The 25,276-nt window shown below is 41.1% G+C and carries 18 protein-coding genes, 2 tRNA genes and 2 rRNA genes; 10 read left to right on the top strand and 12 right to left on the bottom strand.

Annotated features, from left to right (window positions below; genetic code table 11):
• Positions 1–149: 149 nt before the first annotated feature.
• The 4 genes from K2F45_RS05030 (at position 150) to K2F45_RS05015 (ending at position 7,884) form a co-directional block, all read left to right on the top strand.
• Positions 150–3,524 carry a TonB-dependent receptor gene (locus K2F45_RS05030; RefSeq protein WP_248933042.1) on the top strand — a complete coding sequence of 1,125 codons (3,375 nt, stop codon included), beginning with the start codon at positions 150–152 and terminating at the stop codon, positions 3,522–3,524.
• A 50-nt stretch (positions 3,525–3,574) separates the two neighbouring features.
• A complete protein-coding gene (locus tag K2F45_RS05025; protein WP_075991201.1) occupies positions 3,575–5,407 on the top strand; it encodes a RagB/SusD family nutrient uptake outer membrane protein in 1,833 nt (610 codons plus the stop codon).
• A gap of 22 nt (positions 5,408–5,429) precedes the next feature.
• Positions 5,430–6,323 carry a discoidin domain-containing protein gene (locus K2F45_RS05020; protein WP_075991200.1) on the top strand — a complete coding sequence of 298 codons (894 nt, stop codon included), beginning with the start codon at positions 5,430–5,432 and terminating at the stop codon, positions 6,321–6,323.
• Between the two features lie 268 nt (positions 6,324–6,591).
• Positions 6,592–7,884, top strand: a complete 1,293-nt coding sequence (locus tag K2F45_RS05015; protein ID WP_075991199.1) for a DUF3108 domain-containing protein — start codon at positions 6,592–6,594, stop codon at positions 7,882–7,884.
• 89 nt (positions 7,885–7,973) lie between these two features.
• On the opposite strand, the gene K2F45_RS05010 is transcribed toward K2F45_RS05015, so the two are convergent.
• The 4 genes from K2F45_RS05010 to K2F45_RS04995 all read right to left on the bottom strand — a co-directional run bounded on the left by K2F45_RS05010 (position 7,974) and on the right by K2F45_RS04995 (position 12,879).
• Complete coding sequence (locus K2F45_RS05010; protein ID WP_075991198.1) at positions 7,974–8,405, bottom strand: hypothetical protein; 432 nt, start codon at positions 8,403–8,405, stop codon at positions 7,974–7,976.
• A 362-nt stretch (positions 8,406–8,767) separates the two neighbouring features.
• On the bottom strand, positions 8,768–11,158 hold the full coding sequence (locus K2F45_RS05005; RefSeq protein WP_075991197.1) for a PDZ domain-containing protein: 2,391 nt from the start codon (positions 11,156–11,158) through the stop codon (positions 8,768–8,770).
• 184 nt (positions 11,159–11,342) lie between these two features.
• On the bottom strand, positions 11,343–11,750 hold the full coding sequence (locus K2F45_RS05000) for an EthD family reductase (protein WP_083663494.1): 408 nt from the start codon (positions 11,748–11,750) through the stop codon (positions 11,343–11,345).
• An 82-nt stretch (positions 11,751–11,832) separates the two neighbouring features.
• Positions 11,833–12,879, bottom strand: a complete 1,047-nt coding sequence (locus tag K2F45_RS04995; protein ID WP_083663493.1) for an alpha-L-fucosidase — start codon at positions 12,877–12,879, stop codon at positions 11,833–11,835.
• Positions 12,880–13,194: 315 nt separating this feature from the next.
• Here K2F45_RS04995 and K2F45_RS04990 point away from each other — a divergent pair, with 315 nt between their 5' ends.
• Both K2F45_RS04990 and K2F45_RS04985 read left to right on the top strand, forming a co-directional pair.
• The gene (locus K2F45_RS04990) at positions 13,195–13,692 is read left to right on the top strand and encodes a DinB family protein (RefSeq protein ID WP_075991195.1); all 498 of its coding nucleotides are present in this window, start codon (positions 13,195–13,197) and stop codon (positions 13,690–13,692) included.
• A 16-nt stretch (positions 13,693–13,708) separates the two neighbouring features.
• On the top strand, positions 13,709–14,041 hold the full coding sequence (locus tag K2F45_RS04985; RefSeq protein WP_075991194.1) for a hypothetical protein: 333 nt from the start codon (positions 13,709–13,711) through the stop codon (positions 14,039–14,041).
• 98 nt (positions 14,042–14,139) lie between these two features.
• Here K2F45_RS04985 and K2F45_RS04980 read toward each other — a convergent pair whose 3' ends face one another.
• Positions 14,140–15,636 carry a succinate CoA transferase gene (locus K2F45_RS04980; protein WP_070564668.1) on the bottom strand — a complete coding sequence of 499 codons (1,497 nt, stop codon included), beginning with the start codon at positions 15,634–15,636 and terminating at the stop codon, positions 14,140–14,142.
• 433 nt (positions 15,637–16,069) lie between these two features.
• Between K2F45_RS04980 and K2F45_RS04975 the strand changes: the two genes are divergently transcribed.
• Positions 16,070–16,903, top strand: a complete 834-nt coding sequence (locus K2F45_RS04975) for an AraC family transcriptional regulator (protein WP_075991193.1) — start codon at positions 16,070–16,072, stop codon at positions 16,901–16,903.
• A 39-nt stretch (positions 16,904–16,942) separates the two neighbouring features.
• On the top strand, positions 16,943–17,794 hold the full coding sequence (locus K2F45_RS04970; protein ID WP_075991192.1) for a 3-keto-disaccharide hydrolase: 852 nt from the start codon (positions 16,943–16,945) through the stop codon (positions 17,792–17,794).
• 148 nt (positions 17,795–17,942) lie between these two features.
• On the opposite strand, the gene rpsT is transcribed toward K2F45_RS04970, so the two are convergent.
• Positions 17,943–18,197: a 30S ribosomal protein S20 gene (rpsT, locus tag K2F45_RS04965; RefSeq protein WP_046671646.1), complete on the bottom strand. Its 255-nt coding sequence runs from the start codon at positions 18,195–18,197 to the stop codon at positions 17,943–17,945.
• Positions 18,198–18,310: 113 nt separating this feature from the next.
• On the opposite strand from rpsT, the gene K2F45_RS04960 reads away from it, so the two are divergent.
• Both K2F45_RS04960 and sucD read left to right on the top strand, forming a co-directional pair.
• Positions 18,311–18,844, top strand: a complete 534-nt coding sequence (locus K2F45_RS04960; protein ID WP_070564659.1) for an RNA methyltransferase — start codon at positions 18,311–18,313, stop codon at positions 18,842–18,844.
• 90 nt (positions 18,845–18,934) lie between these two features.
• Positions 18,935–19,807 carry a succinate--CoA ligase subunit alpha gene (sucD, locus tag K2F45_RS04955; RefSeq protein WP_070564656.1) on the top strand — a complete coding sequence of 291 codons (873 nt, stop codon included), beginning with the start codon at positions 18,935–18,937 and terminating at the stop codon, positions 19,805–19,807.
• Positions 19,808–19,884: 77 nt separating this feature from the next.
• Here sucD and K2F45_RS04950 read toward each other — a convergent pair whose 3' ends face one another.
• The 6 genes from K2F45_RS04950 to K2F45_RS04925 form a co-directional block, all read right to left on the bottom strand.
• Complete coding sequence (locus K2F45_RS04950) at positions 19,885–19,965, bottom strand: hypothetical protein (protein ID WP_335682273.1); 81 nt, start codon at positions 19,963–19,965, stop codon at positions 19,885–19,887.
• Positions 19,966–20,224: 259 nt separating this feature from the next.
• Positions 20,225–21,115 carry a DUF4886 domain-containing protein gene (locus tag K2F45_RS04945; protein WP_248933040.1) on the bottom strand — a complete coding sequence of 297 codons (891 nt, stop codon included), beginning with the start codon at positions 21,113–21,115 and terminating at the stop codon, positions 20,225–20,227.
• A gap of 567 nt (positions 21,116–21,682) precedes the next feature.
• Positions 21,683–21,794 (bottom strand): 5S ribosomal RNA (gene rrf / locus K2F45_RS04940).
• A gap of 128 nt (positions 21,795–21,922) precedes the next feature.
• Positions 21,923–24,804 (bottom strand): 23S ribosomal RNA (locus tag K2F45_RS04935).
• 227 nt (positions 24,805–25,031) lie between these two features.
• Positions 25,032–25,105: transfer RNA gene (locus K2F45_RS04930), tRNA-Ala, on the bottom strand.
• 11 nt (positions 25,106–25,116) lie between these two features.
• Positions 25,117–25,190: transfer RNA gene (locus K2F45_RS04925), tRNA-Ile, on the bottom strand.
• Positions 25,191–25,276 lie beyond the last annotated feature (86 nt).

Below are 25,276 nucleotides of genomic sequence, written 5' to 3'. Positions count from 1 at the left end.
AAATAGCCGAAAATGCCTGCCAGCACTCTCGACTAATTTTTTACTTGGAAAACAAGAATTCATTTCAACATCAAACCAGTTAACCAATTTATAAATATATGCATTATTATTTATGTAGTAAGTATTGCATTGTCTTTTTTATTAAAGCTATGCGATACATCGGATCATTATGCAACACATCTACAAAAGTTGCGGTCCTCTTAACAGCATTTATCTTTTTAACACATGTCTCCTCTGCTCAAAATGTTACCCTTAAACACAAGCAGATTACATTGTCCGAAGCATTTCAAGAAATCAGAAAACAGACTAATGTCGATTTTATCATAAAGACAAGCCAACTCGACAAAGTAAGGCCTATTCAAAATATAGATATCCAGAATAAGCCACTAAAACAGGCCCTTGAAAAATTATTGGAACATCAGCCTTTGGTCTTTACAATTGACAATGGCATCATTGTAATTTCGGACCGAGAAAAAAAAACGCCTCTCACCCCCACCGTTCAAAAAAACGGTAAGGTTGAGATCGTGGGTACAGTGAAAAATGATGGAAACAATCTTTATGGTGTTAGTGTCAAGGTTAAAGACAGCCCGTCAATCGGTACAACAACAGATGGCAATGGAAGATACATTCTTGTGGTTCCCACAAATTCGACACTAATATTCTCCTATGTCGGCTACGCCAATCAGGAAATTGTCATTGCCGACAAACGTCGCATTGATGTGCAGCTAAGTCCCGATCAGAGCTTAAGTGAAGTGGTTGTTGTCGGTTATGGAACACAGAAAAAAACCAGTGTCGTGGGAGCATTGGAATCAGTAAAACCAGAAACCTTACGTATCCCAACGGCCAACCTCTCCAATGCATTGGGAGGAAGACTTTCGGGGGTAATCGCAGTACAACGTTCGGGCGAACCCGGTGCAGATGGGGCTAGCTTTTTCATTCGTGGTGTATCGACATTTAGCGGAGCCACCAATCCCCTGATCTTATTGGATGGTGTAGCAATCTCCAAAGGCGACCTGGACGCATTGGCACCAGAAGTTATCGAAAGCTTCTCAGTCCTCAAAGATGCTACTGCCACCGCCGTATTTGGTACTAGGGGAGCAAACGGCGTCCTAATTATCACTACAAAAACAGGTAAAGACCTTAATAAACCGCGTATTTCAGCACGTGCACAATCCCAGATCTCAAGACCTACTTCCATCCCAAAATTTGTTGATGGTGTAAGTTATATGGAGATGTTCAATGAAGCGGTTACAGGTCGCGGTACTGGTGAAATTTTATATTCCCAAGATAAAATAAACGGCACAAGATTAGGCCTGGATCCCTATGTATATCCTAATGTTGACTGGTATAATGAAATGTTTAAGTCCCATACCATCAACAACGAGCTTAATCTAAATGTGCAAGGTGGTGGCAGCAAAATAGGTTATTTCCTCAGTGCAACCGGAAACATTAGCAATGGTTTATTGCGTAAATTTGACCTCAACTCTTTTGACAATAATGTCTCTGTCAAACGGTATAGCTTTCAGAACAATATCAATGTCAACCTTACTTCAACCACCAAAATAGCTTTAAAGCTCAATGCACAACTTCGTGACTACTACGGCGCCGGTGTAGATGCTCCAAGCGTATTTGGCGACATCATGAATGCCAATCCAGTGGACTTCCCGATTATGTTTCCATTTACCGGTACTGACAGAAGAGACGTTCAATACGGAGGAAAAGCTGGTGGTACAGTCAACAATGGTTTTATCAATCCCTTTGCCCGCATGGTCAATGGCTATCAAAATGGTTTCCAAAGTACCTTACTGACTACAATTGATGGAGCGCAAAAACTTGATTTCATTACAAAAGGGCTAGAATTTAAAGCCTTGGTTTCCTTTAAAAACTGGAGCAACACAACAACAAAAAGAACCAGTGGCTACAATCAGTACATGATTAACAGCTATGCACCCGATCCTGCAGGTGGATATACCTACGATCTAGTCATGGTGGGGCAGCCACAAAATCTTTCCCTGGGAACCGAAACGGGCACTAGCGGTGATCGCGAAATCTATTTCCAGCCCTCCATCGAATACAATAGAACATTTGGTAATCACACCGTATCAGGTTTATTTCTTTACAATACCACGGATTTCAATGTCAATAATCCGGCTGATCTAATCAGTTCGCTACCGCGTAGACGCCAGGGCATTACGGGACGTGCAACATATGGTTTCGCCAATAAATATCTTGCCGAAGTCAACTTTGGCTACAATGGTTCCGAAAACTTTGCCACTGGAAGTCGCTTTGGCTTCTTCCCTTCCGTTGGTTTGGGCTATGTACTCAGTAACGAAAAGTTCTTTACAGATTTATTTCCTGCTGTCAGTAATTTAAAAATTAGAGGGAGCTGGGGTAAGGTTGGTAATGATCAGATTGGCGGAGGACGTTTTCCTTATCTTTCGGACCTCAAATTGGACGGAGCATCGTTTACAACAGGTATCGATCAGAATACGAATTATACAGGACCTACTTACTTACAATTTGCAAACCCATTGATTTCATGGGAAGTTGCAGAGAAGAAAAACATTGGTGTGGACCTCGGTATCCTTAACAATAAGTTCAATATTGTTTTCGACCTATACCAGGAAGATAGAACCAATATTTTCGTTGATCGTTCGGCAACAATCCCTAACGTATTTGGTACTGCAGGAACGAAAGTGTATGGCAATGTTGGTGAGGTAAGAAATAGGGGATTTGATTTCTCCCTAGAATGGAACAAAAGTGAAAAAGATTGGGGAATATCTATGCGTGGAACCTTTACATATGCACATAACACCGTACTGAAAAATAATGAACCAGCCTTTACCAAATACCGCAACCTCTCGCAGATTGGGTATTCTATTGGCACAAACCTAGGCTATCTTGCTGAACGCTTATTTATTGATCAGGCCGAAATAGATAACAGTCCATTACAACAGCTAGGGGGTTTTGTCGCTCCGGGAGACATCAAATATAAAGATCTAACCAATGATATTGATGGTCTAAATCTCATCAATAGCGATGATAGAGTTCGAATGGGGTATCCAACAACACCTGAAATTGTGTATGGTTTGAGTACTTCCATCAATTACAAAAAATTTGATTTTTCTTTCCTCTTACAGGGAGTTGATAGAACTTCTTTTATGATCAGTGGTTTCCATCCATTTGGAAATCAAGGTGTACGCAATGTATTGCAGTTTATTGCCGAGGACCGCTGGAGTCCTGAAAACCCTAACATATTTGCAGCCTATCCACGACTGAGCAAATTGGACAATCTCAACAATACTGAAGCTTCTTCTTATTGGCTGAGAAATGGGGCATTCCTAAAACTCAGAAGTGCTGAGATTGGATATTCGCACAAATTTGCACGCATTTTTCTAAGTGGTTATAATCTATTGACCTTCTCTAAGTTCAAACTTTGGGATCCTGAACAAGGTGGAGGCAATGGTTTGGGATATCCGACACAGCAAGTATTCAATCTCGGAGTCCAACTTCGTTTCAATTAAAACAACTTCGAGATTAAAACTATCAATAGAATTTTAAAATGATTTATCAGATGAAAAGAAAATATATAGGCTACCTTGCATTATTCGCATGCGCGACTTTTTTGACTACCACTTCCTGCAGTAAATTCTTGGATATCGTCCCTGATGAACGTCCTTCGGAAGCAGACGCCTTTCGTGATCCAAATTCAGCCAAAGGTTATTTGTATTCCTGCTATGCGTGGATTCCAAATTCTCGGGTAGGCACCTCTTCCATTGATTTGATGACTTCCGACGAAGTAACAACTGCTTTTGAACATGAAACCTTTGCTCGATTTCCCCGTGGACAATATACAGCGTCAAGTCCTGTCATTTCCTACTGGGATAACCTTTACAAAGGAATACGACAATGCTATATCTTAATTCGCAATGTAGATAAAGTTCCCGGGATAGATCCACAGGAGGCGGCACAATATAAAGCTGAAGCCAACTTCCTGATCGGCTTTTATCATTTCCTATTAGTCCGCATGTACGGTCCAGTTGTTATTGCAGACCAAGAGTTTGATGTCAACGCACCTTCTTCAGCGTATCCGAAACGGTCGACTTATGATGCCTGTATTGATTTTATTATCAAAAAGCTGGATGAGACAGCTGGACAGTTACCTGCTCTTCGCGCCGCGGATGAATGGGGTCGTGCTTCCTCGGTTATTGCCAAGGCGCTAAAGGCTAGAGTATTGCTTTATGCAGCTTCACCGCTCTTTAATGGTGGTGGAGGTGATAAACAGAGCTTCTATGCCGATTTCAAAAACTTGGATGGCACAGCGTTGATCAGTACAACCTTCGACAAAGAAAAATGGCGCCGTGCAGCTCTAGCGGCTAAAGAAGCCATTGATGCAGCTGAACAAAGTGGAGCTTCGCTGTATAAAAACAGTACCTACAATACTGCACTACCAGCCAATCCTATTGAAAAGGACTTACGCCTTACTTTTATTGACAAAGCCAATACCAAGGAAGTGATTTGGGCGGAAACACGTCGGGAAGGTCTTTACGATTTTCAAAATAAATCTACTCCATTTCTCAGTGGCGCACAAGGTGAGTCCTATAATGGTGTATCCCCGACCCTCACCCTGATAGAATCCTTTTATAGTAAAAATGGTTTACCGATTGACAAAGATCCCAATTACGACTATAATGGCCGATACGGCGTAACAAATACGCCAAATGGTAATACATTATCGTTAAATCTAAACAGAGAACCACGCTTTAATGCCTGGATTGCCTATCACAACAGCTACTATGAAGTGGTTAGGGGGAGTGCCAATCAAATCCTTGTTCAGTTTAGGAAAAATGACAATTGCGGTATCCAAGGACGGTCTAATAACTACTCTCCAACAGGATATCTCAACAAAAAAGGTATTGCACCTGAATTGAACCAAAGCAGACTGCAGGTCTCCGTCAATTATCCATGGCCGGTGATACGTCTAGCAGAACTGTATCTGAACTACGCGGAAGCGCTAATCGAATATGGTCAGGATCTGAATACTGCCAAACAATATATTGACCGCGTTCGGGTCCGTGCGGGCATTCCAACAATTGATGTCGCATGGGCTCCAATTGGCGGCGCAAATAATCAGGCAACACTACGTTCCATCGTCAGACAAGAACGTACCATTGAACTTTACTTGGAAGGCCATCGCTTCTGGGATTTAAGACGTTGGATGATCGCCGATCAATACCTCAACCAACAGGCGAAAGGAATGAATATACAAGGAGCTACCGATACAGAGTTTTTCAAAATAACAACGGTCGTTTTTCCACGTAGTTTTAGTCAGCGTAATTATTTAATGCCTATACCACAGGAAGAGATCAATAAAAACGAGGAATTGGTACAAAATCCCGGTTATTAATTAATTTAATGAATTGCACAAGATGAAATACAATATCGGAATATTCGCTCTACTCTTTTTAGCAATAGCGTGTAAAAAAGAAGAAATAAAAATGACCAAACCACCACAACTGGTTTCGGTTGAAGCAGAACCACGTATTGGCGGGACTCTCCTGAAATGGAAACTTCCTTCAGACAACAATTATCTTTATGGACAGATTACATATAAAAAAGCGGGATCAAAAGATCCCGATAAAATCTATAAAATCAATATAAGTTCTTTTGCCGACACGATGCGTATAGATGGGCTGATCAATAAATATGAATATGTCTTCAACGTCCAATTGTTCAATCAAGACAAGAAAACAAGCATTGGCGGAGATATCATAAGCAGCAATAGTGTTAGGCCAATCGTCAGGCCTTCGGAAGTGACCTATTTCCCGAACGAGTTAACTAAAATACAGGTGACCGATAATATGGTAGAAACCTATACACAGGAAAGCAGCGAGGGCCCAAAAAAGAATTTATTTGACGGTGATAAAAATACATATTGGCATACAGCATGGTCTGCAAATACAGCCCCGCTTCCGCACTGGATCCAACTCAATTTCCCTCAGGAAGAAGAGATTGGCGCCATAAAATACTTCTTCAGACAAAACAATAGCGATGAAGCCGGGCGTCCGAAACAATGGGGAATAGAAATAAGTTCAGACGGCAAGCAGTGGACCAGAGTTTTTACATCAAAAGATAATCTTCCCACATCAAATGTTGCTGAAGAGCAAAGTTTGGCTTTTGATAAAAACTATAAGTCCAAATTTTTCCGGCTAATGATCCTTAAAAACGGTGGAAAAAGTTACACCCATCTAGGTGAAATGAATGTCTACCGGATGCGCTCTTCTATCATTGACAAAGAAAAAGAAGCTGAAGATAACTATTGATTGTTATCACAAAGATTATTTTCTAATCATCACTGGTGCTCAAAAGAGCATGACGACGGAGGTAGAAATACCTCCGTTTTATTTTTTCATCGGCATATCATCAATATTCGAACAAGCTCCAAAAGGGATACGAGGTCAAATTTCCGCTATAGCATAAGCCTATTCGACGAGGCTATCCCCAGCAAAAAATAAAAAACTTTTTTATTACCTTAGATAAATAAATCGAACAAGAAAACAACTTGTTTTTCATTAACTATAGTTCACATATATGAAATTATATGCCTTTGTTTTGGGAGTAGGCTTACTTCCGGCCGTAGGATTATGTCAAAAGACCGTCACCCCTGGTAGCAGCGATATCAATACCAACTATATCAAACCAGAAAAATCACTGTATACGGTATATTATGTTAAAGATAACACCTGGGACAAACAAGGATCATTGACCTACGATATCGTAGCGGCCAACAATCAGCTGACCTTAACCAATACCTATGTTCCGAAAGACAATGCCTGGACTTCGATCCGCACAACGATTGCCGACGCAAAAACACTTCGGTCCATCAGCTACGCGAGTGATGGCAAGGAAACAAAAGTAAACCTCAACTTTGCAGAAACAATTACAGGTAATTATTATTCGAAGAAAACTAAAAAGGAAAAAAAGATCAACTTACAGCCAACTAGACCTTTTGTAGATTTTAACTGGACAGACCATCTGATTTCAACTCTACCTTTAGATCTAGGGTATAAAGCGCGCATCCCGCAATTTTATTACAATAGTGATTCCGACATTTTTGTCGAAGACTATACCATCAAGGAAGTAAAAAGCTACAGTTATGGTTCCCCAAAAACAGGTAAGCACGACAGTTGGCTGGTTACACTTTTAGAAGAAAGTACCGGAGCCATCTACAATTATGTCATCGATAAAAAAGATCGCCGATTATGGCAAAGGGAAATGTCCATGGGAAACGGAAAGTGGGAAATTACCGTAAACGAAGAACTGGACTATCAACCTATTAAAAATAGATTCAACAAAGAACAGGCTGCCCAACAGATTTCTCAAGGGAACAGTGTTATTATCGGGACGGCTTACGCACGATCTAGCTCCGGAAAAAAACTTGGCGGGCTCGTGAATACTGCAAAAAAGCAATATGCTCCAAAAGGAACAGAAATTACGCTATTCGCCAACTCGGCCTATTACGAAGAATGGCTTGAAGTCAATAAAAAGATCCGAAAACAGAAAAAGGTCCAGGAAGTTCCATTAGATCCTGATTTTGGCTATGCGGTTAAAAAAGCAAAAGTGTATGATGATGAGGGGCATTTCGAATTTGCAGATCTCATGCCAGGCGCATACGTGATTATGGCGAGCTTCGATTTCACCAATTCTTACAACTATTCCTATGTATCAGGCTACACCAATTATTATAACTATTGGGGTTATACAGGTTCCACGACAAATTACGGTACGGCAAGATCATCTTATGTCGACAAAGCCAATGTTGAGAAACACGTTACCATCGACAAAGACGGCGAAAAAAAAGAGGTAAACTTAAAGGAAATGTAATCCTAAAAATGCCGTTAAACAGACTCGTTTAACGGCATTTTTTATTTTTTTTGAGATCTATTCCTAAAATGAGAAGATCATCTATCCATTTACTTTTTTCGAAGTTCAATATAGCGGTCTATGCTAATGGGAAAATTATCGGCAGTACGCAGAAGAAAACAGGCCGCTGCTCCCACCCAGACCGAATAATCGAACGTCGATTTAATTCCTAATGAGAGGGTCATCACTATCGCAAAGCTGATCAGTAGCATCCCGGCTACGAATGCAGTAAAACGCAGTTTATAGCCGATCAGCAATAGGATTGCTAAGACAACCTCTAATAATGTTGCACCTATAGCAAGTATATTACCGAAAGATTCAGGCACAAAAAAATTAAGGGTATTTGAGTAGGCTACAAAATTGGCCCAATTTCCCCAGGAAACATGTGATGCCCCCGGTGCCCCCCACAGCCCCCAACGATCTGCAACAGCAGACAAAAATGCTGTCGATACAGCTATACGTACAAAAAGTTGATTATACATGGTATAAATTATATAAATATGGTATAAACGATATAAATCAAATTTAAGAGAACAAAAACAGTCCAAACTTAAACCAGTTTAAGAAACTTGTTTCAACCATCCCATACCCACAAAGACTCCCCTCATTGTCATAACCGGTGTTGTACCTTCACTTCCTCGCTCATCGTTCGGCGATCAGCTGTGGTTAAATCCATTGCACAGTTAAATCAATAAGGCTGCCAGCACATGGGTGCTGTACAGCCTTATACATCAATTAATACGAATAAGAATTTAATATCATGTGTCTCCTCCATTAAATGATTACACACTGTTATAATGACGACCAAGATGCTCAATAGTCTAATGGAAATAAAAACTATTTGCTACAGCTGCAGCGCTAATTCCTGCTGCTGTTGGTTTCTAAAAATTAACACCTTCGGCTGGTCTGCGTGTACATGCTTTTTTATCGCTTGTTGCAAGTCTATTAAGTGATTTATTTTCTCGCCCTGGTAATTCAGCACAACATCACCGACACGCAAACCGCTTTTATAAAGATTGCCTTTTTCATCCAACTGAAGTAGCAGCACGCCGTTTATCGAGGGTAGGCCCGCAGCCGACTGCTCTCCCAAAGTTTCCACTGATTTAAATAAGCCCGACTTCCAGGCCAATCTGCTCCCCTGTTCCTTTGCTTCGGATTGGATCAATTGAGGTATTTCAGGACTAGCGGCATGAGTTTTAAGTCTTTTACTCATAACCCCGAAATGCAGCATGTCAAAATTTTTAAAATCCTGATCTTTCCAGTTCTTCAATCGGAAATCGCCATGTGCAGGATTCGTAAAGTTCAATTGAATAACACGACCATGTTTTTCTATGCCTTTCGCCCGATCTTTGTCTAGGTCATCCTTCCTTCCGTAGATATTATGGTCTACCTCTTCCCCCCAATACTTGACCTGTATATCCTGATGGGACTCCATCACAATATTATTACGGAATACATCGTGACTATTTTGAAACCAGACATGTGGATGAAAACCATTGTTGATCATCACATTGTTATACACTTTGCGATAAAATCCTTCCCTTAGTTTTAGTCCCCCACTTAAACAAAGATTGTTGTAAATTTCATAGTTGGAAGATCCGTCGTCCAAATCAATATCCCAACCGTGATCACAGCGAAATCTATTATCATGGATTTTAGTTGTTTTGACTGCATCCAGCAATATTAAATTGGGATGTTTCCCCGTCAGTTCATCCATCTCCTTTCGATTAGGATGCCAAAATCGGTCGCGCCCCCATGAGTTGAAGGCTCCATGATCGCTGGTTTCCAGGACTGTATTAAAAACATCATTGTAAGCTATCTCATGACCGCCCCAGGTACCATCACCTACATTAATACCTGCTCGCGGCACATTGTAAATGGTATTATGCAAAATTCGTAAAGATTCAGCCATAGAGACCTGTACACCTGCTACTTGTTTTTCGATCAATCCAATGTTATGAATCAGATTGTCACTCGCCTCACAGTCCATAGGATAATTATCGGTTTTTGGCCCTTTGATGGTATCCATTTGGTCAAACGGAACAAATTTTTCATATCGAAATTCCGGTGAGCGTACTGCTGCTGGATCTCCTACAAAATTGATTGCTCCGGCGCCGATCTGTTCAATCCGGTTTCCTTCGATTTTGACGCCGCGGTTATAATTATTAATAAATATTGCATTGCCGCCCAAAGCGATAAAATCATTCGCGCGGAAGATACAGTTTTCCGCACCTTCAATCTTTACGGCTCCCTGTCGATAGATCGTCCAATCACTACGTAAGAGAGGTTCGCTTGTTTTCATAAAGGTAGGAGCAGTATACATGAAGCGAAGGCCACTAACCTCAATATCATGCACTGGTCTGGAAGATGAACCTGAAAGATAGATTAAATTTTCCAATTGTGGTGCTACAAACTTCAGCTGGTTGGGATCAACTCCTTTAGCAGGCATATAATATAAGAGTGCCTTCTCCTCATCCAAATACCACTCCTGAAAGGTATCGAGTTCTTCAAAGATATTTTCTACAAAGCGATAGGTCTCGTGCATTTTGCTGGGACGATTATTTTGCTGTCCACCTTCAAGTGTAACTGTTGATAAGCCATCTTTTCCGGTAATCTTATAATGGAATCCTCCCCAGCGACCAGCATGCAAAGCATGTACAATTCCCCCCTTAGGGTTTTTCCAGGTTGCGACACGTTCGGGACTTAATGCATCTGCAGCATAGCCTTGAAATGGCAAGACTGTGGGATCGTAGTTTGGATAACGTGCCCGGACAAGATGCTTATCATTAGCGTATAGACTTTGGAAGTTTACTCCTCTTGGGACTTTAGCCTCCCAAATACCATGATCGCCCTGTTTCCATTTGAGGTTAAGCGATTTGGCACCACTCAGCGTAACTTGTGCTCCATCCTCAGCTTTAATCCGCAAGGGTTGCCTTCTTGTACCCGATATCCCAGCAGACAATTCAATCGGTTTATCCAGCTGGTAGGTGCCTGCCATAAAGATGATTTCGATGCCTGGTGTATTTTTCCCTTGCTTCTGTTTTTCTACCGATCGCAATGCGGCTTCAGCTGTGGCATAGGGACTGGCCATAGTTCCTTGGTTTCTATCACTTCCTTTTGTACTGATATAAATACGTTTGACCGAGCCAGCCTGTTGCCCATGCACACTAAGCGAAGTGACACCGGTAAGGCCAATAAATAATAATTTAGGAAATAGCATACAAGATATCTTCATAATTTTAATCGTTCATATAGTTTTAGCTAGATTACATCGACTATAAACCTGCTATATAGTTAGGTCTATAAGTCCATAAAAATAAAGTCGTTTGCTATGCACAAACGACTTTTTCAGTTCGTGTTTCATTCGATCAGGTTTATATTTCACAAAACAATGGTATTTCGCCTAATTAGCGAATGGTCTATTGAATCACTTCACTGATCTGTACCTCTGGCGTAATATTCGTGTACTTTGGAAAATCTTCGGCAAACTTTTTCCCATTTTCTTTTAAAGGATCCTGATAGGCCGCAACAGAATCAAAATACAAATGGCAAATGGCCAAATAGATCGGACCTTCTGCTGAGCTACGTCCCGAAAGTCCTTTATCAATGGTTACGCCTTTCAGTGCTTTACCGTAAACTTTTTTGACAAGCGCAATATGTTTAGGGAGATAATAATTCCAATCAAATGTCTTTCCAGGGCCATTACGATAAAAGATCGATACCTTGATCATCCCTTTTTTATGAAAAGGTGGATCTGCTTTTACATTGCACTGGAACCCCAACAGCATGGTTACCAAAACCATAACTAAAATGATCTTTGTTTTCATATTTGTTGATAAGTAAGATTAAATAACACTCTTTTTTCCAAAACATTTGCCATGAGTAAATAAACAGCGAATATTGCTTAGATTAGTTCTTTTTGCGCTCTGCGGCTGCTTTCAACAAAATTTCTTTACTAGCAACCGGCACGTTTCCGTTAGCATCAGGTCCAATATTGAGCAGCAAATTTCCACCTTTTTCATTTATCTCTCGTAGCTTAGTATTTACTTCTGTGGGAGATTTCCAATTATTATCTGATTTTTTATATCCCCAAGAATTGTTAAGGGTATAGCAGGCTTCCCAATCGTAATCCAGTAACGCTCCAGGATGTTCTTGTTCAGGCGTTCCAAAATCTCGCTTAAATTGATCACGCTTTGCTACGCGGTTATTAATGATAAGAGAGGGCTTCAATTTGCGTAGATATTGATAAAGATCTTCTCCTGCGGCCATATCCCACCAGTTCACCCAATCCCCATCAAACCAAAGGATGTCGGTATCATACTTTACAACCAATTCTTTCAATTGATTTTTCATGTATTGAATATAAGCAGCTTTCTGTTCTGGCTTGATGAGGATCTGGCCCCAATCGCCTTTACCATTAGGATCGACATATTGCGAATCGTGATGCCAATCGATAATACTGTAGTAGGTACCAAATCTGATCCCAGCTTTCTTACAAGCTGTGGACAACTCCCGCACGAGATCTCTTCCTTTCATTGGCGTCGAAGCTATATCATAATCTGTGTAGGGGGAATCCCACAGACAAAACCCCTCATGGTGTTTGGTCGTCAGGACAATATACTTCATTCCGGCATCTTTAGCCAATTGAACAATACGATCTGCATTAAAGTCCTTGGGGTTCCATGTGTTAATCAGCTCCGAATAGGCTGCCTTCGGAATATTCATTTCCGATTGTATCCACTCGGCATATCCTTTGGTTGAATTCCCTTTATATATCCCTCCAAGTTGACTATAAAGCCCAAAATGAATAAACATTCCATATTTTGCTTCCCTAAACCAATGCATCCGTTCATCAAAATCCTTTTTGGATTCCTGTAAATTATTAACTTGGGCGTTCCCCATGTTCATAAACAACATGGCTAGTAGAGAAAGAATACAATGCGTTGCTTTTATCATATTTATTATAATTGGTTAATCCAACAAGCTCAAGCGGCTGTCAAATCTTCTATTGGTATCTTGCGCATTCGACAAATGCTAAACCATTCTGCTATTGCAAAATAAATATAAAAAATATGAACAACACTTTTTATTTATTGCAAAGAAGTTACGCTTAGCGTACAGGGCTATACCTGCCTCAATTTTACAAAAATGAAAACTTCCAAAGCAGCTTATCAAACAGTCTATCTGCTATGAAATTTAATATAAATTCTTTCCAAAAAGGATTTATATTTAGTAAATATTTCATTAAAAACCATACTATAGATTGAAATTATGAGTTTAAAGACCTTAATCACAAAAAGTGCCGAGTATAACGACTGGGTTGTCAATAAATACATCAATTGGCTGGCTGATAAATCGGACGACCAACTTAACCAGGAGGTACCTTCAAGCTTCCCGACCATTTTGAAAACCTTAAACCACATCTTGCAGACACAGGAATATTGGTGGAGCCACATTTCAGAAAGCAATGATTTCGATTTTGAAAAAAAGCGAACCACAAAAGAAGAAATATTTGAAGCGCTAAGAAGAAGTTCAGTCCAACTTGTGGATTATATAAACAAGCTATCGGAGTTAGATCTTGAAAAAAATATCAAAGTGGAATCACCATGGTTTCAATGCGATTTCACGAAGTATGAATACATACAACAGCTGATCCTCCACGGAACATATCATAGGGGACAAATCGTTACAATGGGTCGAGCTATTGGAATTACGGATGCCCCAATGACAGACTTTAATTATTGGAATATTTATAAAGATCAAGAATAGGGATTCGAGCAGCGCTATGGACCAAATTACCAGTAAAGTACAGATCCGAGAAATTGTCGCAGCTGCGAAACAGCAAGGACAGCAATCCGGTATTGAATGCCGTATATTAAGCTCACAAGAGTGTTTACTGAAAAAGAAAGTTCGATTTCCACTTCTGGAGTTTGCGGCCAGGGAAATTATGCTATTCGTTCCTGAGGCCGAGCAGTTACACTTGACAGATCGTCTCATTGCCACAACAGAAATGGGAAGTTATGAATCCATCCATAAAGCCTGCACCTATATAACCATGGGCAATCAATGGTACGTCTGTGATATCATCGGCGAACGTGCCAATAAAATGAATACGTGATTTTCTTTGTGATAGTTATACATCAAGAAAGGCGAAGTCTACCATTAAACCTCGCCTTTCTTTATACATTTAATCTATATGTAACCGCGCGCCCTCGGTTAGTGATCTTTTTTCATTGTTCCTTTTTCACGAAGATTAATATGCCAGCTAAAAGCCTCTTCTAACAAATGTGGTGTATGCCCTCCCCTTTCACAAGCGCGGTTATAATAGTCTGATAGCTGCTCCCTATAATCGGGATGTACGCAGTTCTCAATAATTACTTTCGCTCGCTCACGAGGCGCTAAACCACGCAAATCTGCCAAACCATAATCTGTTACCAAAATATCGACATCATGTTCGGTATGATCTACGTGAGAAACCATAGGAACAATATGAGAAATTGCATCCCCTTTAGAGGCTGCCTGTGTAACAAAGATGCTCAAATAAGCATTACGTGCAAAGTCACCCGATCCACCGATACCATTCATGATATTTGTTCCCGAAGTATGGGTAGAATTTACGTTTCCATAAATATCAAACTCTATGGCTGTATTAATTGCTATAATTCCCAAACGTTTGATCAGTCCAGGTGTATTGGAAATGTTCTGTGGGCGCAATACAATTTTATCGCGGTATCGATCCAAATGATCGAACACTCTTGAATAACACTCTTCCGAAACAGTAATTGAAGAAGCAGAAGCAAAATCCAGTTTTCCAGCATCGATAAGGTCAAAGGTACTATCTTGCAACACTTCAGAAAACATCGTTAGATTACGGAACTTACTATGTATAAATCCAGTTAGAACAGCGTTAGCTACTTTTCCAATACCCGCTTGGAGGGGCATCAAGCTTTCTGACAAATGACCTAGCTCTACTTCATTTTCGAAAAACTGTAAAATATGCTTCGCTATCGCTGTAGTTTTGGTATCCGGTTCAGCAATATCGGCTGGGCTATCAAGCTCATTCGTAAACACAATTCCCACCACCTTGCTTGCGTCCAAAGGAATAGTTTTACGCCCAATTTTATTTTCAGGTGCTACAATCGGAATAACATTACGGCGAGGGTAATCTTCTGCTTGGTAAATATCATGTATCCCTTTAATCGTCATCGGTATCGCAGTATTGACCTCCAAAATAACCTGCTTAGCCAATGCAGCAAAAGTAGCCGAATTTCCCACAGAAGTCGTTGGAACAATACTTCCGTCTGATTCTATTGCTGCTACTTCCAAAACAGCAATATCCACCTGAGGCAAATTCTTATTGTGCAGCAATTCGGCTGTTTCGCTTAGATGCTGATCAATAAACAGCACATCCCCGGCATTAATTTTATTACGTAAAATACGATCTACCTGAAAAGGCATCCGCTTGGATAGTGCCCCCGCTTCCGCCAATTTACCGTCTGTTCCATGTCCCAACGAAGCCCCAGTAATCAGGGTTATTTTCAATGGATCCACTTTTGCACGTTCAGCCAAGGCTGGTAACACAACCTTACTGTCTCCAGCCTTAGTAAAACCACTCGATCCAACGACCATTCCGTTTTGAAATAGCTTAGCAGCTTCTTCCGCTGTAATCACTTTATCATGTAAGCTTTGAACTTTTATTCTTTCGTAAGCCATATTGTTATAGTTTGATTTTATTCCATTATTGTAAACTTAAGAAATTGAAACCTATATATTTCCCTTATTTGTAAAGTTCTTTGTTATATTTTCCCACCTCTTAACCAAACAATTTTAGCATTTTTTTAAACTGCATATTTATTACCATTCGACACAAAATTATCCAAACGAGACTAAAAAGACACAACTCGCTATAAATCAAAAATATACAACAAATCATAATAAAAAAATATTTTATATCACACTGATCGATAATATATATCACACTGATAACAAATAACTTACAATAACAAAGGCAAAACTAAAGTAAGTAAAGACTAACTCTCTCGTCGATTAATTGCCATTTTAACGTAAGCATACACTCACTTTCAAGAAGTAAAGGTGGGGTCTAGTAAAAAAGTCTTACCTTTGTGACATAGTATTATAGGTTAAAATGAATACACAAGATATAACGACAGATGCTAAATATGTCAACCGTTATTATATGACGGAAGTAGACTCATTTGAAGATAGCATTTACTGTCACCACGCTATTATTGCAGAGAATCATATTTCCGAACATTGCCACGATAAGGACCAATTTTTATATACAGAAGGCGGTGTCGTATTTGTTAAGACAGAGGAAAAATCATATTTTCTACCTGCCCGACATTATTTGTGGATTCCCGCTGGCATAAAACATAGTATTCATCCAAGTACACCGGAGGTCGTTATGCGTAATTTGTACTTTCCCAAAACCAATAATGACGCACCCTTCTATAGCAAAATGGGAATCTATCCAGTAAATGATCTTTTGATAGAGCTGATTATGTTTACCAACCGCTGGAATGGCAATATCTTTCCGGTCGAAGAACCTAAATATAGTATTGCTACTGCATTTAAACTTATCTTGCCGGAATTATCGCTGCATGAGCTTCCATTGGCCTTGCCCTATCCTAATCATCAGAAATTAAAGGATATCGTTACTTACCTCGAAGAGAATATAGAGGAAAATGTCAGCTTTAAAAAACTTGCCGGATTATTTAACATTAGTGAACGTACATTAGCCAGACTATTTCAAAAAGAATTAAATATGTCTTTTATCCAGTACTACACGATTCTCAGAATGCTGACTGCTCTTAAGCTCCTTTTAGACGAAAAACTAAGTGTAAATGAAGTTGCACTCAAAGTTGGATACAATAGTCTCCCCACCTTTAGTAACACATTCAATAAGGTCGTCGGTATCCGTCCAAGCGAATATGTCAAACAAAAAGAATTGCTTATTTAAAAATGTTTACCTAATTTAGGTCAATAAACCTAATTCAGGATGAAATTCAAACATATCATTTATAGTGCTGGAATTTTATTGCTCAGCACTTCTTTATTTGCCAAATCTCAAGATAAAAAACCCAAACCCATTCAGTTATTTAATGGGAAAGATTTGAAGAACTGGACCCCAAAAATCAGAAACCACAAAGTTGGGGATAATTATAAAAATACATTTCGTGTAGAAGACGGTTTACTCAAAGTAAGATATGATGGTTATGATAATTTTAATTTTCAGTATGGCCATCTATTCTACAATAAAGAATTCTCAGCTTATTTATTGCGCGTCACTTACAGATTTGTTGGTGAACAGGTAAATGGTGGAGAAGGTTGGGCCTGGCGTAATAGCGGAGCCATGCTACATGGACAGGATCCTAATACCATGGGTGTGGATCAAGACTTTCCAATATCGATCGAAGGGCAACTGCTGGGTGGAAATGGCAAGGACGAACGGACCACAAGTAACCTTTGTACACCAGGCACAAACGTTGTGATCGACAATAAGCTATTTACACCACATTGCATCAGCTCAACATCAAAAACCTATGCTGGAGATCAATGGGTAACTGCTGATTTCTTGGTATTGGGAGACTCACTTGTGCAACATATCCTTGAAAACAAGGTCGTATTACAGTATAATAAACCGCAAATTGGAGGCGGTAATGTAAGTGGTTTCGATCCTAAAGTGAAAAAGGATGGTCAGCTTTTAAGTAAGGGGACTATTTCACTGCAGAGTGAGAGTCATCCCATTGACTTTAAAAAAGTGGAACTTTACGATTTAGAACCTTACATGAAAGATCCCAACAAATTGAAAAAGGTCATCGCGGAGCTACTTCCAAATTTGCAACAATAAAAAACACTCCAAGTCAGTTTTAAAATAAAAAAGCATCGAATATCGATGCTTTTTTATTTACCATTCGCTTGGAAAGAGAAATCCAAAGTATATAACATAAAGAAAAGGGATACAGCGAGCTGTACCCCTCTATATCTATACGAAAAGCTTACGCTAAACCGTTAACAAATTTTGTTAACTTAGATTTGTTGTTAGAAGCTTTTTTCTTGTGGATCACATTTTTCTTTGCCAAACGATCAAGCATAGAAATTACGCGTGGTAACAATGTTTTTGCTTCTTCTGCAGAAGTAGTGTGACGTAATTTTTTGATTGCGTTACGTGTAGTTTTTGCTTGGTAACGGTTTCTTAAACGTTTAGTAGCGTTTGCTCTAATTCTTTTGATCGCTGATTTATGATTTGCCATTTTTTTTAGCTAATTTTTATTCAATTTTTTCTTGTAATTCGGACTGCAAAAATAACACCTTATTTTCAATATTCAAAATCTATTTTATTTTTTAGGTTTAGTATATTTGCGACATGCAAAAATTATCGATGGATGAACTTCAACGTACAGATGTTGAATCGTTTAAAAAACAAGAAAAAACTCCTATCACAATCGTTATGGACAATGTACGGAGCATGCATAATGTAGGCTCGGCCTTCCGTACTGCAGACGGATTTGCTATTGAAAAAATATACTTGTGTGGCATTACGGGCACACCTCCCCATCGCGAAATCGAAAAGACCGCCCTCGGGGCTACTCAATCAGTTGCTTGGGAATACCACAAAGATACCACAGCTGTTGTTGATCAGCTTCGGTCAGAAGGTTATGTCATTATTGCCATCGAGCAAGCAGATGATAGTGTTATGTTACATCAGTTTGAACCAGAAAATGACAAAAAGTATGCATTGATTTTTGGAAATGAGGTCAATGGAGTAGATGAAGATGTCATGGAAAAAATTGATACCTGCATCGAAATCCCCCAATACGGAACCAAACATTCCTTAAATGTATCTGTCGCAATTGGCATTATTCTTTGGGATTTTATCCAAAAACGCAATTTCAATTAAAAATTTATCAATAAAGGTCACATTCCTATTCACATTGCTTCCATTTTAGAAAGCAAAATAGTAGATTTGTGTGCAAAATTTAAAGAAGAAATGAGTGTATTAGTTAATAAAGATTCAAAAGTAATCGTTCAAGGTTTCACTGGCAACGAAGGTACTTACCATGCTACTCAAATGATTGAGTACGGAACAAATGTAGTTGGTGGTGTTACTCCTGGTAAAGGTGGTCAACAACACTTAGACCGTCCTGTATTCAATACTGTGCAAGATGCAGTTGACACTACAGGAGCTAATGTTTCTATTATTTTTGTACCTCCAGCATTTGCTGCAGATGCGATCATGGAAGCTGCCGCTGCTGGTATCGAAGTGATTGTTTGTATTACAGAAGGTATCCCAACAAAAGATATGATCCAAGTAAAATCTTACTTGAGCGACAAAAACTCTCGTTTGATCGGTCCTAACTGCCCAGGTATCATCACTGCAGGCGAAGCTAAAATCGGTATCATGCCAGGATTTATCTTCAAAAAAGGTAATGTAGGTGTTGTTTCTAAATCAGGAACTTTAACTTACGAAGCCGTAGATCAAACTGTAAAAGCAGGATTAGGTATCACAACAGCAATCGGAATTGGTGGTGACCCTATCATTGGTACAACAACCAAAGAAGCTGTTGAATTATTAATGAATGACCCTGAAACTGAAGCGATCATCATGATCGGTGAAATTGGTGGTGGAATGGAAGCTGAAGCTGCTCGTTGGATCAAAGAACACGGTACTAAACCTGTTGTTGGATTTATCGCAGGTCAAACAGCGCCTCCAGGACGTCGTATGGGACACGCTGGTGCAATTGTAGGTGGTGCAGATGACACTGCTGCTGCAAAAATGAAAATCATGCGTGAGTGTGGTATTCGTGTTGTTGAATCTCCAGCTGAAATTGGAAAAGCAATCGCAGAAGAATTGGCTAAATAATTAGACCATCGAGCATATAAAAAAAGGGAATCAAATTTGATTCCCTTTTTTTTATACCTAATAATTAGATGACAACATTAACTAGACATTGCTTCGTCTGCCGATGGTCCATATAAGCCTGGTACAGCAATATCCAATAATCGCAAATAAACAGTCAACTGACCACGATGATGAACGATATGATTATTGACAATAAAACGTATCGCTCCCGCTCGTGGCAAACGGGCAATCTCATGTTCCCCAGCTTTAAGTACCCATTCATTAAACCAATCCGGTTCGGCGAAATTCGCCCAAACTCATCAATTTTTCGTGTGGACGCCGATCCAATTTATCGTCCGGTATCCGTTCTAGAATACGTTTGGTATTTTTTGTTTCGTGATCCAATTCGATCAAATAGCTCTTTTTGATATATAAATACTAATTCATTAATTGAAAATCTTTTAATACGGTAACAGCATAGGGGAATTCCACTGCCTTATGTGCTGCTGCTCGCGCAATTGCTCCCTCTACATAGGTTACCTTTAGCGGTAAAAATGTATTGTTCAGTACATTTTCATGGAATAACGCCTCATACCAGGTACAGGCAGCAACGAAACGTCCATAGTTCAGATTTAGGTGATAACCATCACGTGTAAAATTATCCCCCACAAAACTCGAACGTGCATTCTGAACAGCTGTACCCGAAGGAATCAACAGATCGAAATTACCCCAGTTAAACACCTCTTGCGAAGTATTGGCAATAGCGCTATACATACTATCTTGGTTACGGTTATAACGAACAAAACCTTCATGCGATGAACCGTTCTGATATGCCCAAGTTTGATGCAATATATACTTAGTTTCAGGAAATAGAATATGTTTTGTTACATAATCATATAAAGGCGGCAGGTCCTTCGCATACGAATCATAATCTCCTGATAGCGGACTTGCTTGCTGAAAGCTAATATAATCCCAAGCCTCATCGATAAGCGCTTCAGATAAGCGCTCATTTGTTTTCTCGGACATTTGCCCGTCAAGATTTATTTTGCGGTAGCGATAAGCCGGCTTATCTTCTTTTGCGTTACTTACATGTAAACTTAGAGGAGCTCCCCCAATATAGAGATTGCCGATCACTATCTTTTTCTTCCCGGCTTTCGCCAATTCATATAAATTCTGTTCAATAGCATCTTCCGAGAAACTATTACCGATGGCCAATATTCGTAGCACACCATCATCTAAAGATTTATTTTGCGCATTTAATCGATTATTCTTCAAAAAGAATACGATTAAAAAACCAAAAACCAATACCTGTTTTACTTTTATCATCATATAATGCAATAACAACTAAATTAGATAATATCTCGTAAAAATACGAATGATATACCTAGAAAGGGAGATTTTCTCCCATCTGTAAGTTATCGAGACAGCACAGCTGAGACAGGGATATTTGCCCATAAAGCTTAATAATAGTGGAAAATAGCTGTATAACATGTAATTCTGATAGCTATATCTGTAACCACTACCTATATACTTCCCAACAGTCGGATCGCATATATAGTATTACAAGTAGCTACTGCAAGGCCAATTGATATGCAGCAATACGATACAGACGAAAAACAATATAGCTTGACAAGGCTAGTAGCAGGAGTAGCCCTTGTTGTACTTGCCGATATGCAGCTATAGGATACAGGTAAAAAGTAATAGGATTTGACACGGTCAGTGCAGGCTGCAGGACTGCTACCGTTTGCGGAACAGCTGCCGATGGACCGGCTCACCGACGGTCCTGTGCTGCGATAACCGATAGGCGGAGGATTTGCCATAGCCTGTACAGGGAAATACGGAAGTATCTAAACGAAAGAAGCCCTTGACTGTTTCCAGCAAGGGCTTCCGTGTAAAAAAAGGCACCGACCTACTCTCCCACCTGTTACGGCAATACCATCGGCTCTGGCGGGCTTGACTGCTCTGTTCGGAATGGGAAGAGGTAGACACCGCCGATATAGGCACCTAAAAATCTTTATTGGATGATCTATGATATTCTTATCATGTGATTCATGCCAAATGACATATGTATTGAAAGAGGTTCGTTTCCTGTTTGTTTCTTAAAAATTAAAGAGGAAGACAACAGTGTCTGTCTGCTTGAGAAAGCTTCGGGCTATTAGTACCACTTGGCTTTGGTCTCTCAACCTTTACACCTATGGCCTATCAACGTAGTCATCTTCTACGACCCTATAAGGAAGTCTCATCTCGTGGCTAGTTTCGCACTTAGATGCTTTCAGCGCTTATCTATTCCAGACGTAGCTACCCTGCCGTACACCTGGCGGCATAACAGGTTCACCAGAGGTCTGTCCAACCCGGTCCTCTCGTACTAAGGTCAGATCCACTCAAACTTCCAACGCCCACAACAGATAGGGACCGAACTGTCTCGCGACGTTCTGAACCCAGCTCGCGTGCCACTTTAATGGGCGAACAGCCCAACCCTTGGGACCTTCTCCAGCCCCAGGATGTGACGAGCCGACATCGAGGTGCCAAACCTCCCCGTCGATATGAGCTCTTGGGGGAGATCAGCCTGTTATCCCCAGCGTACCTTTTATCCTTTGAGCGATGGCCCTTCCATACAGAACCACCGGATCACTATGTCCGTCTTTCGACCCTGTTCGACTTGTCGGTCTCACAGTCAAGCAAGCTTATGCCATTGCACTCCACGTACGGTTACCAAGCGTACTGAGCTTACCTTTGAAAGCCTCCGTTACCTTTTTGGAGGCGACCACCCCAGTCAAACTACCCACCAAACAATGTCCTCCCCATAAGGGAGTTAGAAACCGAATACAGAAAGGGCGGTATTTCAAGGTTGATTCCATGACTCCTGGCGAAGCCACTTCAACATCTCCCGCCTATCCTACACATCCTGTACCCAATCTCAATGTTAAGCTATAGTGAAGGTGCATGGGGTCTTTCCGTCCCGTTGCGGGTAATCGGCGTCTTCACCGATACCACAATTTCACCGAGCTCATGGCTGAGACAGCGCCCAGATCGTTACACCATTCGTGCAGGTCGGAACTTACCCGACAAGGAATTTCGCTACCTTAGGACCGTTATAGTTACGGCCGCCGTTTACTGGGGCTTCGATTCAATGCTTCTCTTGCGATGACATCCCCTCTTAACCTTCCAGCACCGGGCAGGTGTCAGGCCTTATACTTCATCTTGCGATTTTGCAAAGCCATATGTTTTTGTTAAACAGTCGCCTGGGCCTTTTCACTGCGGCTGCTCTTACGAGACAGCGCCCCTTCTCCCGAAGTTACAGGGCCATTTTGCCGAGTTCCTTAGCCATGACTCACTCGAGCACCTTAGGATTCTCTCCTCGACCACCTGTGTCGGTTTGCGGTACGGGTCTTCATAACCTGAAGCTTAGCGGGTTTTCTTGGAAGTCTGTTTACCTGCTCTATCAGCGCCACCGGAGCTTTGCTGTACTATTGGGTTTCAGCAGGGTCGGCGGATTTGCCTACCGTCCCTATACCTACGCCTTTCAACGAACTATTCCGTCAGTTCGCGGCAGTGTCACTACTCCGTCACCACATCGCAGTTATGAAGAGTACTGGAATATTAACCAGTTGTCCATCGGCTTGCCCCCTTCGGGTGCGCCTTAGGTCCCGACTGACCCTGATCCGATTAACGTTGATCAGGAAACCTTGGTCTTTCGGTGGGCGGGTTTCTCACCCGCCTTATCGTTACTTATGCCTACATTTGCTTTTCCATAACCTCCACAGTTCATTGCCAAACTGCTTCCCCGGCGATGGAATGCTCCCCTACCAGATGCATATCTTTCAATGCAAATCCATAGCTTCGGTACCGTTCTTGATGCCCGTTTATTATCCACGCCCGGCCGCTCGACTAGTGAGCTGTTACGCACTCTTTAAATGAATGGCTGCTTCCAAGCCAACATCCTAGCTGTCTGGGCAACCGGACCTCGTTAGTTCAACTTAGAACGAATTTGGGGACCTTAGCTGATGGTCTGGGTTCTTTCCCTCTCGGCCTTGGACCTTAGCACCCAAAGCCTCACTGCCGGCTATATTTGATAGCATTCGGAGTTCGTCTGGATTTGGTAGGATTTGACTCCCCCGCACCCAATCGGTAGCTCTACCTCTATCAAACTCTACGCCGACGCTGTTCCTAAAAACATTTCGGGGAGTACGAGCTATTTCCCAGTTTGATTGGCCTTTCACCCCTACCCTCAGGTCATCCGGAAACTTTTCAACGTTTATCGGTTCGGTCCTCCATTACATGTTACTGCAACTTCAACCTGCCCAAGGGTAGATCACAAGGTTTCGCGTCTACCTCATCTGACTATGCGCCCTATTAAGACTCGCTTTCGCTTCGGCTGCGTCCCTGAAGGACTTAACCTTGCCAGACAAGAGTAACTCGTAGGCTCATTATGCAAAAGGCACGCTGTCACAGGACCTGCCTGCTCCAACCGCTTGTAAGCACACGGTTTCAGGTTCTTTTCACTCCCCTGTTCGGGGTTCTTTTCACCTTTCCCTCACGGTACTGGTTCACTATCGGTCTCTCAGGAGTATTTAGCCTTACCAGATGGTGCTGGTGGATTCCCACAGGATTTCTCCGGTCCCGCGGTACTCAGGATACCACTATGTCAACATTCTTTACCTGTACGGGGCTCTCACCCTTGTCGCGCAGTTTCCCACCTGCTTCCAGTTCATAGCGCTGTACAATCTCGTGGTCCTACAACCCCGACCATGCCGTAACATGATCGGTTTGGGCTCTTTCCCGTTCGCTCGCCACTACTTGGGAAATCATTGTTATTTTCTTCTCCTACGCCTACTTAGATGTTTCAGTTCAGCGCGTTCGCGTTTTATACGACTATTCTTCAAATAGTCAGGTTGCCCCATTCGGAAATCTCTGGATCAAGTCGCATTTGCCAATCCCCAAAGCTTATCGCAGCTTATCACGTCCTTCTTCGCCTCTGAGAGCCTAGGCATCCCCCGTGTGCCCTTATTTACTTTCTTCACCGGCATAGCCTTTTGCTACTATGCGGCTGCTTTTGATATATATACCCGTATGCTAGGTTCGGGATCGTTCGGCATTCACCGAGGGCCTCTCCCTTACTTCAAACACATACACGTATTGTCTCTATACTGTTGTCTTCTCTTGTAATTTTTTTTCTCTTTCAATATGTCAAAGAACTCTTTTTCCGGTATCCTGAAGTATATCGCTATACACTTCACCGGTGATGTGGAGAATAACGGATTCGAACCGTTGACCCCCTGCGTGCAAGGCAGGTGCTCTAGCCAGCTGAGCTAATTCCCCTCTTTTTTTCGTAGTCCCGAGCAGATTTGAACTGCTGACCCCTACATTATCAGTGTAGTGCTCTAACCAACTGAGCTACGGGACTAGCTTATCTTGTTCATCTCTTTCTCTCGGTCCTGCTCCTTTCGGGGCGGGCACTTTCTTCTGATGTTTTTTCTTCTTGCAATCATA

This window comes from Sphingobacterium siyangense (assembly GCF_023277505.1).
Taxonomy (GTDB): Bacteria; Bacteroidota; Bacteroidia; order Sphingobacteriales; family Sphingobacteriaceae; genus Sphingobacterium; species Sphingobacterium siyangense.
This window is presented reverse-complemented; position numbering and strand designations above follow the sequence as displayed.